Here is a 10,750-nt window from a genome sequence, read left to right on the forward strand (position 1 = left end):
AGGGAGAAGGGGAGGCGGCTCACGAGCCGTCGGCGGGCGGTGTGCGGGCGATCAGGAAGGCCTGGGGGGTCGACTCGCCCCGCGCCTCGTCCGCAGCTCGTTCGGAACGCAGGACGAGGGTGAACCCGGCCGCCTCCAGGAGGTCCGCCATCCGGTCCGGGCGGCGGCGCAGGAAGTCCAGGACGACCGGGTGACCGAACGGGCGCTCGAGGCGTCGGGCTTCCTCGCCGGCCTGGAAGGCGAGCAGCAGATGTCCCCCGGGTGCCAGGATCCGGCGGAACCCGGCGAACAGGGCCGGCAGGTCGTCCTGCGGGGTGTGGACGCTGGAGTACCAGGAGACGACGCCGGCCAGGCTGCCGTCGGGGAGGTCCGGCTCCAGCATCGAGCCCTGTTCGAAGCGCAGGCCCGGGTACTCGCGGCGGGCGATCCCGATCATCGATTCCGACAGGTCGAGGCCGAAGACGTCCAGGCCGCAGGAGGCCAGATGGGCCGTCACCCATCCGGGGCCGCACCCCAGGTCGGCGACCTCACCGCCGACCCCGACGAGCCCGGCGAACCCGGTCAGCAGCGCCAGCTCCAGCGGCTGTGCGGCGAAAACGTCACGGAAGTGGTCGGCGTAGTCCTCAGCGATGGCGTCGTAGAAGGCGCGGGTGGCATCGGTCACGGGCAGGGAGCCTAGCCGCCGCCACTGACAGCGGGGTGGGTGCGTGGCTGATGAGGGGAGCCGGGGAAAAGGCAGGAGCCCCTTTCGCCTGACGGCGCGGGGCTCCTTGGGTACTGCTAGTCGTTCCCGGATCGGCGAGGATCAGACCGGGGTGACGTTCTCCGCCTGCGGACCCTTGGGGCCCTGCGTGACGTCGAAGGACACCTGCTGGTTTTCCTCGAGGGAGCGGAAGCCGCTCGCGTTGATCGCGGAGTAGTGGACGAAGACGTCGGGGCCGCCGCCTTCCTGGGCGATGAAACCAAAGCCCTTTTCGGCGTTGAACCACTTCACGGTTCCGGTAGCCATAAGCCCTCCTTGGGCCCAAAGGGTTGCCCTGCTCCAGAACCCAGCAAGTGTGAAGACCAATTCCGCACAATCGCATCCGTCTGAGAACGACGAGAGCCCGCGGTCACATGCTCCGCAGGCTCTGTACTGCAAGGGAAACCAAACTGCAACTTGCGGACGAGCCTAGCACGCGACCGCCCGCGCGCAATAGAGGTCAAGATCACGTCACCCGAATGTTTCAACGTCACTGCCGTCCCGTGCGTGGGGGCGGATGTCGGGCGGTTGTCGGCCGGATGACGAGGTGATGGCGGGTCTGTGTCAGGCGTATGCCGGACCGGTGCCGGCATACGCCCTACGGGTGCGGAGTCGGTGTCGGGGCCCGGAGCGCTCGCTCCACGGCGTGAGGGCTAGCCTCGCGATGTGGACAATCCTCGCACCCGGCCGCGCGTCGGACACATTCAGTTCCTGAACTGCATGCCCCTCTACTGGGGGCTCGCGAGAACGGGCACTCTCCTCGACTTCGAGCTGTCGAAGGACACCCCCGAGAAGCTCAGCGAGAAGCTCGTGCAGGGAGATCTCGACATCGGGCCGATCACCCTGGTCGAGTTCCTCAAGCACGCCGACCAGCTGGTCGCCTTCCCCGACATCGCCGTCGGCTGCGACGGCCCGGTGATGTCGTGCGTGATCGTCTCGCAGGTCCCGCTGGAGCGGCTGGACGGCGCCCGGGTCGCTCTCGGCTCGACCTCGCGCACCTCCGTACGCCTCGCCCAGCTCCTGCTCGCCGAGCGGTACGGCGTACAGCCCGACTACTACACGTGCCCGCCCGACCTCAGTCTGATGATGCAGGAGGCCGACGCGGCCGTCCTCATCGGCGACGCGGCACTGCGCGCGAACATGGTCGAGGCGCCCCGCTACGGGCTCGACGTGTACGACCTGGGCGCGCTGTGGAAGGAGTGGACGGGGCTGCCGTTCGTGTTCGCCGTCTGGGCGGCGCGTCGCGACTACCTGGAGCGCGAGCCGGCCATCACCCGCCAGGTGCACGAGGCGTTCCTCGCCTCGCGCAACCTCTCCCTGGAGGAGGTCGGCAAGGTCGCCGAGCAGGCGGCCCGCTGGGAGGCCTTCGACGAGAAGACCCTGGCCCAGTACTTCACCACCCTCGACTTCAGCTTCGGGCTCCCGCAGCTGGCGGCGGTCACGGAGTTCGCCCGCCGAGTGGGGCCGACGACGGGCTTCGCGGCGGACGTGAAGGTCGACCTGCTGCAGCCGTGAGGACGCAGGGGCCGCCCACTGCCCTGCTGAAGGGTTCCCGCGCACGGGTGGCACCGGGGAAGGGGTGGACGGGGTGGACTCCATGCGGCCGCTCGACGTCGACGGCCCCACGGCCGTGGGGCCGTACCGGCTGCTCGGCAGGCTCGGAGCCGGTGGCATGGGCCGGGTCTACCTGGGCCGCAGCGCCGGCGGCCGTACGGTCGCGGTCAAGATCGTGCACCCGGACTTCGCGCTGGACGAGGAGTTCCGCGCCAGGTTCCGGCGCGAGGTCGAGGCCGCGCGCCGGGTGGGCGGCGCCTGGACGGCCCCCGTCCTGGACGCCGACCCCGACGCCCGGGTGCCGTGGGTCGCCACCGCCTACGCGGCGGGCCCGTCCCTCACGGCGGCCCCCTGCCCGCCCACACCGTACGGGCGTTGGGCGCGGGCCTGGGTGAGGCACTGGCGGCGGTGCACGAACTGGGCCTGGTGCACAGGGACGTGAAGCCGTCGAACGTCCTCCTCACCCTGGGCGGCCCGCTGTTGATCGATTTCGGCATCACCCGGGCGATGGACGGTACGGCCTCCCTCACCTCGACCGGCGTGTCCGTCGGCTCGCCCGGCTGCATGTCGCCGGAGCAGGTCCTGGGCAAGGGCGTCACGGGCGCGGCGGACGTCTTCTCGCTGGGTGCCGTGCTGGTGTACGCGGCGACGGGCGAGCCGCCGTTCCGCGGTGACTCCTCGGCGACACTGTTCTACAAGGTCGTCCACGAGCCTCCGGAACTGGGCGACCTGGGCGGACGGGACGGCTCGGGCGACCAGGTGCGGGAACCGGTGGCCGCCTGCCTGGACAAGGACCCCGGCGTCCGTCCGACCCCGGCGGAGGCGGCCGTCACCCTCCTGGTGTCCTGGAAGGAGCCGGTCCTGGACGAGCCCCTGGAGGGCATCGTGGACGGCATCGCGCGGACGCTGTCGCTCTGACGCGCGTTCCGGGGCCGCCCGGTTCTGGAACATCCCGAGGATCTGCACACCGTTCACAGTGGAGCCGTACGACGGGCACGAGTGCCGGGAAATCCCTCTCGCATTCCCTTCCAGGGCCGCCGACGGGCTGCTTACGGGCCAGTACGAGTGAAGGAAGTGGGGGGTTCGGTGGACTGCTTCGCCACACTCGTGAATTCCGCGACGATCGGTTGGGGAATATGGTTCGTGCGCCGCTGGTCACCTCATTCCTCGCATGCTTTGATCAGGTCGTGCGGTTCGCCGGAAGATAATCCCGGGTTCGGGAATCCGGAGAAATCCGCCCCTGCTCATTGTTGATACGAAGGGAAACGCGCGCCATGAACCTCGTCCCCCAGGTCGCGACCGCCGAAATCTCCGACGCCGAGCTGGACTCCGTCTCCGGCGGCCAGGCGGGCGTCGGCTCCGCGGCCGACGCTGGTATCGGTGTCCACGCCGGGGCGGGCGCCCTCGGTGCCCACGCCGAGGTCGGCAACATCGGCGTCACCGCAGGCCTGGGTGCCTCCGTCTCCCCCGAGGGCCTCTCGGCGGCCGGCGCCCTCGCCGTCACCCAGTACTGACGGAACACGCCCCGTGGGCCCCGGCTCCATCCTGGAGCCGGGGCCCACGACGCATCTGCGGGGCGGTGCGCCACGGATGCGGCGAAGGGGCGCTGTTCATCGCCCTTACCGCCCTGCTCGTCCTTGACCTTCTTTTTGTCCTTGGTCTGCTCGGCGAGTTCATCGCTTCGTTTTCCGAGGTTTGCAGAGGTGTGCGGGACTGTTCCTGCGCCAGGAGCCTTTCACTCCCGGCGACTTGACGGACTGGAGTATTCCCGAGGCGGACGACGGCGCCCCCGGATATCGTCACCTTCTCCTCCGGGCAGGGCGGGGAGGATTTCCGGGAGGAGCACGGCTGCGCTCTCGGCGCCTTGGGACAAGGGCCGTACGCGGTCTTCTGTCGCCTCCGCGCGCAGCCGCTGCACGCGACGACGGTGCCCGGGGTGCGAACCGGGTCGACGGAGTCCCAGACCTCCGGGGTCGGCAGCCGTCGGCCAGGGACGGCACCCGGGGCGATCCCGTGTGGTGTGACCTCGTGGCGGGGTGACGGGTTGAACATGCCGACCGGGGAGGGCTTTGAGCAGAGTTGCCGTGAAGGGCCGGCGCAGAGCGTCATCCTGCGGCTGTTCCCCTGGCGTGGGATCGATGCGCCGGATACCGTCCGCGGGGGGTGCGGGCCAGTGGGGACCTCGGCGACCCGGAACGGCTCACCGCTCTCGCCGCCGACCTCATGGCCGCAGCGGCGGGACGGGCGCGGAGGGACGGGTGCGGAGGGGATGAGCAGGGTGGGGACGAGCGTGGCGGGGATGAGTACAGGGTGACGATCGGCCTGCTGGCCGCGGCCGCCGCGCTGTGGGGTGCGGCGGCGGGTGCGCTGCTGCCGCGGGCGGCCTACCGGTTCTCCGTACCGGCGGGGGAGGAGTGGCGGGCGGTCTGCCCCGCGGGACACCCCCTCGCGGGCTGGCTCGGACCGGCCCGGTGCGGGCGGTGTGCGGCGGCGCCCCCGTACGGCTCGAGCACCGCCCTCGTCGTCGTCACCGCCCTGGTCTGCGCCGCCCTCGCCGCCGCCACCGACACGCGGCCCGAGGTGGGTGTCTGGCTGCTGCTCGCGCCCGTCGGCGTGCTGCTGGCGGTCGTCGACTTCCGGGTCCAGCGGCTGCCCGACCCGCTCACCCTCCCGTTCGCCGGAGCCGCCCTCGCCCTGCTCGGCCCGGTCACCCTCGTTCCCGAGCACGCGGGCGAGTGGACGACCGCCCTGCTGGGCGCCCTCGCGCTCGGCGCCGGCTACTTCGTCCTGTTCCTCATCAACCCGGGCGGCATGGGCTTCGGCGACGTGAAGCTCGCCCTCGGCGCGGGGGCCGTCCTCGGCTGGTACGGCTGGCCCACCGTGATGCTCGGCGCCTTCGCCGGGTTCCTGTTCGGGGCGCTGTACGGCGGTGCCCTCGTCGTCGCGCGGCGGGCGGGGCGCAAGACGGCCGTACCGTTCGGGCCGTTCCTGATCGCCGGCGCGTTCGCCGGGCTGCTGATCGGCGCGTACACGGCCTGACGCCGGGGGGGCGCGCGCACCGGGTGCGGGTACGGCCTGACGTCGGGTGCCGTGGGCCGCTGGCGTAGGCTGGTCCAGCCCGTCCGCAACCCTTACGAGCCTCACGAACCTTACGAAAGGGACGCCCGGTGACCGAGAAGGCCGACCTTCAGCCCATCCTCGACCGTGCTGCCGCAGGCGGGCGGATCACCCCCGAAGAGGCGCTCGACCTCTACCGCGACGCCCCGCTGCACGCGCTGGGCGCCGCCGCCGACGCCGTACGCCGCCGCCGGTACGCCGGGACCGAGCACATCGCGACGTACATCATCGAGCGCAACATCAACTACACGAACGTGTGCGTCACGGCGTGCAGGTTCTGCGCCTTCTACGCCGCGCCCAAGGACACCGCCAAGGGCTGGACCCGCGACCTCGACGACATCCTGCGGCGTTGCGCCGAGACCGTCGAACTCGGCGGTACGCAGATCATGTTCCAGGGCGGCCACCACCCGGACTACGGCGTCGAGTACTACGAGAAGCACTTCGCGGCCATCAAGAAGGAGTTCCCGCAGCTCGTCATCCACAGCCTGGGGGCGAGCGAGGTCGAGCACATGGCCCGGATCTCGAAGGTGCCGGTCGAGGAGGCCATCACGCGCATCCACGCGGCCGGGCTCGACTCCTTCGCCGGGGCCGGCGCCGAACTGCTGCCCGAGCGGCCGCGCAAGGCCATCGCGCCGCTGAAGGAGTCCGGCGAACGCTGGCTGGAGATCATGGAGATCGCGCACGGGCTGGGCGTCGAGTCGACGTCCACCATGCTGATGGGCACCGGCGAGACCAACGCCGAGCGCATCGAGCACCTGCGCATGATCCGGGACGTGCAGGACCGCACGGGCGGCTTCCGCGCCTTCATCCCGTACACCTACCAGCCCGAGAACAACCACCTGAAGGGCCGCACCCAGGCCACGATCTTCGAGTACCTGCGGATGATCGCCATCGCCCGGCTGTTCTTCGACAACGTCGCCCACATCCAGGGCTCCTGGCTGACCACGGGCAAGGAGGTCGGCCAGCTCTCGATGCACTACGGGGCGGACGACCTCGGCTCGATCATGCTGGAGGAGAACGTCGTCTCCTCCGCCGGCGCCAAGCACCGCTCCAACCGCCTGGAGATCATCGACCTGATCCGCAAGGCGGGCCGGGTCCCCGCGCAGCGGAGCACGACGTACGAGCACATCGTGGTGCACGACGACCCGGCCGACGACCCGGTCGACGAGCGCGTCGTCTCGCACATCTCGTCCACGGCGATCGAGGGCGGCACGGCCCACCCGGAGCTGAAGCTGCTCCCCGCGAACTGACGCGACCGTGCTCACGATCCACGTGGCCGAGGCCACGCCCGAACTGGCCGTCCTGATCGACGGCGCGATCGTCGCCGCCGTCGGCCCGTACGAGGAACTGGCCGCCGCCCGTCCGCAGGCGCGGGTGCGGCGGTGGCCCGGCATCCTCACCCCCGGGTTGCTCAACCCCTACGGGCCCGAACTGCTCGAAGGGACCTACCACCCGGACCCGCGCGAGGCCGACGAGTTCGGCACCGAGCCGATCACCGGGGAGCGGGCGCAGGCGATCTTCCGCGCCGACGAGTCACGGCGCGGCGCCAGCGCGCGCCGCGGGGTGCAGCGGCTGCTGGCGCACGGAACGGTCGCCGTCGCGGGCGAGCTGCGCAGCCGGCCGGTCCTGGACGCCGTGCGCCGGGCCGGGCTCGTGGTGGGCGCCCGCCCGGCGCGCCTGCCGGGGCCGCCGTCCTTCTCGCCGGTGCCGCTCGTCCTGCTGCCCGGGCCGGCTCCGGGCGGCCCTGCCCGGTTCGCGGTGTTCGACGTGGCGGACCGGGCCGAGCTGGTCCGCGACGGGGCGTCGACCTGCGTGGCCACCGTCGTGGGCGGCCGGCTGGTGCACCGGCGTCGCTGACGGGCCGGCCGAGGCCGGGGGACGCAGCGAGCCGGCGAGGCAGAGGGAACCGACTGAGACAATGACACACACCGCTCCTGAGACAGCCCCGTACCCGGACAAGTGAGGCCGAACTCCCGTGACCCGCGCAACCCTGGACAAGCAGCCACACGAAGTCGCCTCGATGTTCGACGACGTGGCGGAACGGTACGACCTGACGAATGACGTGCTGTCGCTCGGCCAGGACCGGATCTGGCGCAAGGAGGTGGCGAAGGCGGTCGACGCGCGTCCCGCGCAGAAGGTCCTGGACCTGGCGGCCGGCACGGGCACGTCCTCGGAGCCCTTCGCGCGGACCGGCGCCTACGTCGTCCCCTGCGACTTCTCCCTCGGCATGCTCCGGGTCGGCAAGCAGCGCCGGAACTGGCTGCCCTACACCGCCGGCGACGCGACCCGGCTGCCGTTCAAGGACGACGTCTTCGACGCCGTCACCATCTCCTTCGGGCTGCGCAACGTCCAGGAGACGGACGCCGCGCTGCGCGAGATGCACCGGGTGACCCGGCCCGGCGGGCGGATCGTCATCTGCGAGTTCTCACACCCCACGTGGACGCCGTTCCGCACCGTCTACACCGAGTACCTGATGCGCGCGCTGCCGCCGGTCGCGCGGTCGGTGTCGTCGAACCCCGACGCGTACGTCTACCTCGCCGAGTCCATCCGGGCCTGGCCCGACCAGCCCGCCCTGGCCGAGCGGCTGCAGGGCGCCGGCTGGACGAAGGTGGCGTGGCGCAACCTCACGGGCGGTGTGGTCGCGCTGCACCGGGGCTTCAAGGCCGGCTGAGGACGGCCGCGCGGGGGGCGGCCGGTTCACGGGGTTCCTCCAGTTCGCGCCGGCGGCCGCCGACGGGCGGTACGGGTGCGCGCGGCTCGCGCACCCCTCCGCCGCCGTCCCCCTCACCGAAGCCGAACCACACATGGACCAGGGAGCCCCTGGGCACCTCGACGCCCGGCTGCGGATACTGGCGTACGACGTGGTCGACGACGGTGAGGCGGAAGTCCGGCCGGTCCGGCGCGTCGAGGGACAGGCCGTGTGCGCGGGCGGACTCGCGCGCGTCCACGGCCATCAGGCCGACCAGGCGCGGAACACGTACTTCCGGTGTCCTGCCGGATGTCCTGGGTGTCACACGCACGGACGTCACCCCCCAGCGGTACCGGCAGGGTAGACCCGGCCACGCGCCCGCAGGAAGCAACTCGTGGCCATCTGTGACAATCGGTCACGGTGCGTAGGTGAAGTGGTGATTCAGGCTTCCGGTTTCCTCTGCTCCTCCGGTTTCCCTCGGGTCTCCGGTTTCAGAGGGCCAGGCGGTAGCAGTGTCCCTCCCGGCGCGAGACCGGGGTGGTGAACGTCCCGGCGAGACGCATGCCGAGCCGCCGGGTGACCGCGGTTGAGCGGGTGTTGCGGGCGTCGACCATGGCGACCACGTCCGAGACGCCCGTGGCGCGCACCCGCTCCAGGGTCTGCCGGGCGGCGGCGGTCGCGTACCCCCTGCCCCAGTGCTCCCGGCCGAGGCGCCAGCCGATCTCGATCTCGCCCGTCGGGCCCCAGTCCCGTTCCCAGGGCTGGGCGCCCGTGAAGCCGAGGACGCGGTCCGTCCCGTCGACCACGGTCCACAGGCAGAACCCGCGCTCGGCGTCGTGCCGCCGCTGGCGGGCGGTGAGTTCCTCGTAGACCGACAGCTCCGCGGCCTCGCCGCCGTGGAACTCCATGACGTCCGGATCGGCGAAGATCCGGTGCCAGGCGAAGGCGTCCTCGTGGGTGGGCACACGGAGCCGTACAGCGGGCAGAGCTCGGTTCACGGAGGCAGCCCTTCAGCCGGGTGATCAATTCTGCTGCATAGACTGCCCGTGTCCAGTGCCTGTCGGCACGCAGATATCGAACTTGGGGAGATCCCGCCGTGACCGAGCCCCTCTCCGACAACACCGCCGACGTGATCGTCGTGGGCGCGGGGCCAGCCGGCTCCACCACCGCGTACCACCTGGCCAGGTCCGGTCTCGACGTGCTCCTGCTGGAGAAGACGGAGTTTCCGCGGGAGAAGGTCTGCGGCGACGGCCTCACCCCGCGTGCCACGAAGCAACTCGTCGCGATGGGCATCGACATCTCCGAGGAGGCGGGCTGGCTGCGCAACAAGGGCCTGCGCATCATCGGCGGCGGTGTCCGCCTCCAGCTCGACTGGCCGGAACTCGCCTCCTTCCCCGACTACGGCCTGGTCCGCAAGCGCGACGACTTCGACGAGCAGCTCGCCCGGCAGGCCCAGAAGGCCGGCGCGCGGCTGTACGAGCGCTGCAACGTGGGCGCGCCGATCATCGACGACCGCACCGGCCGCATCATTGGTGTGAAGGCCAAGCTCGGCGAGGAGAAGCGGGAAGTCACCTTCCACGCCCCGCTGGTGGTGGCCGCCGACGGCAACTCCACCCGGCTGTCCCTGGCGATGGGGCTGCACCGCCGCGAGGACCGCCCGATGGGCGTCGCGGTCCGTACGTACTTCACCTCGCCCCGCCACGACGACGACTACCTGGAGTCCTGGCTGGAACTGTGGGACCGCCGCGGAGCGCAGGACCGGCTGCTGCCCGGCTACGGCTGGATCTTCGGCATGGGCGACGGGACGAGCAACGTCGGCCTGGGCGTGCTCAACACCTCGGCCTCCTTCAAGGAACTGGACTGGCGCGAGATCCTGAAGGCATGGTGCGCCTCGATGCCCGAGGACTGGGGCTACACCCCGGACAACATGACCGGCCCGATCCGCGGCGCCGCGCTCCCGATGGCCTTCAACCGCCAGCCCCACTACACGCGCGGGCTGTTGCTCGTCGGTGACGCGGGCGGCCTGGTGAACCCCTTCAACGGCGAGGGCATCGCCTACGCCATGGAGTCCGCGCAGATCGCCGCCGAGGTCATCGTCCAGGCGCACGCCCGGACGACGCCGGCCCAGCGGGAGATCGCCCTCCAGCGTTACCCGCGCGTCCTGAAGGACACCTACGGCGGCTACTACACGCTCGGCCGCGCGTTCGTGAAGCTCATCGGCAACCCGAAGATCATGCAGATCGCGGCCCAGCGCGGTCTGACGCACCCGATGCTGATGAAGTTCACCCTGAAGCTGCTCGCCAACCTGACCGACCCGACGGGCGGCGACGCGATGGACCGCGTCATCAACGGTCTGAGCAAGGTGGCGCCGAAGGCGTGAGGCGTCCCGCGCGTGCGGGAGCCGTGAGGGGCGCTGTGGGCGGCCGGGGCCGGACGGACGGACTCCCGGCCGCCGACGCGTGTTCGGGGCGCTGTGAGGGGCCGCCACGGCGCCACAGGGCGCTCGGTCGATGCGATGTCACCCCGTCAACGCACGCCACACAGGTGATGATTCGGGCATACGGGCCATCTCGGCCGGGGGGTCGGGTGAAGGGGAACGCGCGGGCTGGGGGGCCGCCGCCACCACTCGGTGGCGGCGGCCCCCCAGC

At 71.4% G+C, this 10,750-nt stretch carries 11 protein-coding genes and 1 pseudogene; 8 read left to right on the plus strand and 4 right to left on the minus strand.

Annotated elements, in window-relative coordinates; genetic code table 11:
• Positions 1–19: 19 nt before the first annotated feature.
• Positions 20–664, minus strand: a complete 645-nt coding sequence (locus tag JL475_RS04400) for a methyltransferase domain-containing protein (RefSeq protein ID WP_307824970.1) — start codon at positions 662–664, stop codon at positions 20–22.
• Between the two features lie 141 nt (positions 665–805).
• Positions 806–1,009, minus strand: a complete 204-nt coding sequence (locus tag JL475_RS04405) for a cold-shock protein (protein ID WP_003992177.1) — start codon at positions 1,007–1,009, stop codon at positions 806–808.
• Positions 1,010–1,408: 399 nt separating this feature from the next.
• On the opposite strand from JL475_RS04405, the gene JL475_RS04410 reads away from it, so the two are divergent.
• The 7 genes and pseudogenes from JL475_RS04410 to JL475_RS04440 all read left to right on the plus strand — a co-directional run bounded on the left by JL475_RS04410 (position 1,409) and on the right by JL475_RS04440 (position 8,084).
• Positions 1,409–2,257 (plus strand): menaquinone biosynthetic enzyme MqnA/MqnD family protein, encoded by an 849-nt coding sequence (locus tag JL475_RS04410; protein ID WP_202275481.1) that lies wholly within the window; start codon positions 1,409–1,411, stop codon positions 2,255–2,257.
• Between the two features lie 82 nt (positions 2,258–2,339).
• A pseudogene (locus JL475_RS04415) lies at positions 2,340–3,124 on the plus strand (serine/threonine-protein kinase); the annotation flags it as partial.
• A 446-nt stretch (positions 3,125–3,570) separates the two neighbouring features.
• The gene (locus JL475_RS04420) at positions 3,571–3,810 is read left to right on the plus strand and encodes a hypothetical protein (RefSeq protein ID WP_202275485.1); all 240 of its coding nucleotides are present in this window, start codon (positions 3,571–3,573) and stop codon (positions 3,808–3,810) included.
• 796 nt (positions 3,811–4,606) lie between these two features.
• Positions 4,607–5,335 carry an A24 family peptidase gene (locus tag JL475_RS04425; protein WP_307824971.1) on the plus strand — a complete coding sequence of 243 codons (729 nt, stop codon included), beginning with the start codon at positions 4,607–4,609 and terminating at the stop codon, positions 5,333–5,335.
• A 128-nt stretch (positions 5,336–5,463) separates the two neighbouring features.
• Positions 5,464–6,663 carry a cyclic dehypoxanthinyl futalosine synthase gene (mqnC, locus tag JL475_RS04430; protein ID WP_202275488.1) on the plus strand — a complete coding sequence of 400 codons (1,200 nt, stop codon included), beginning with the start codon at positions 5,464–5,466 and terminating at the stop codon, positions 6,661–6,663.
• Positions 6,664–6,670: 7 nt separating this feature from the next.
• On the plus strand, positions 6,671–7,270 hold the full coding sequence (locus JL475_RS04435; RefSeq protein WP_202275491.1) for a hypothetical protein: 600 nt from the start codon (positions 6,671–6,673) through the stop codon (positions 7,268–7,270).
• 118 nt (positions 7,271–7,388) lie between these two features.
• Entirely contained in the window at positions 7,389–8,084 is a 696-nt protein-coding gene (locus JL475_RS04440; protein WP_202275494.1) for a demethylmenaquinone methyltransferase, read from the plus strand.
• Here JL475_RS04440 and JL475_RS04445 read toward each other — a convergent pair.
• Together JL475_RS04445 and JL475_RS04450 are read right to left on the minus strand one after the other, a co-directional pair.
• Positions 8,071–8,367 (minus strand): PASTA domain protein, encoded by a 297-nt coding sequence (locus tag JL475_RS04445; protein ID WP_237406213.1) that lies wholly within the window; start codon positions 8,365–8,367, stop codon positions 8,071–8,073. The genes JL475_RS04440 and JL475_RS04445 overlap by 14 nt on opposite strands.
• 226 nt (positions 8,368–8,593) lie before the next feature.
• A complete protein-coding gene (locus tag JL475_RS04450; protein ID WP_202275500.1) occupies positions 8,594–9,100 on the minus strand; it encodes a GNAT family N-acetyltransferase in 507 nt (168 codons plus the stop codon).
• Positions 9,101–9,198: 98 nt separating this feature from the next.
• Between JL475_RS04450 and JL475_RS04455 the strand changes: the two genes are divergently transcribed.
• On the plus strand, positions 9,199–10,482 hold the full coding sequence (locus JL475_RS04455; protein ID WP_202275503.1) for a geranylgeranyl reductase family protein: 1,284 nt from the start codon (positions 9,199–9,201) through the stop codon (positions 10,480–10,482).
• Positions 10,483–10,750: the final 268 nt, after the last annotated feature.

Source organism: Streptomyces sp. M2CJ-2 (genome assembly GCF_016757295.1).
Classification (GTDB): Bacteria; Actinomycetota; Actinomycetes; order Streptomycetales; family Streptomycetaceae; genus Streptomyces.

Coding starts and splice junctions, on each gene's coding strand:
- JL475_RS04405 (WP_003992177.1), bottom strand. CDS start 1,009: ATGGCTACCGGAACCGTGAAGTGGTTCAACGCCGAAAAGGGCTTTGGT.
- JL475_RS04420 (WP_202275485.1), top strand. CDS start 3,571: ATGAACCTCGTCCCCCAGGTCGCGACCGCCGAAATCTCCGACGCCGAG.
- JL475_RS04445 (WP_237406213.1), bottom strand. CDS start 8,367: ATGGCCGTGGACGCGCGCGAGTCCGCCCGCGCACACGGCCTGTCCCTC.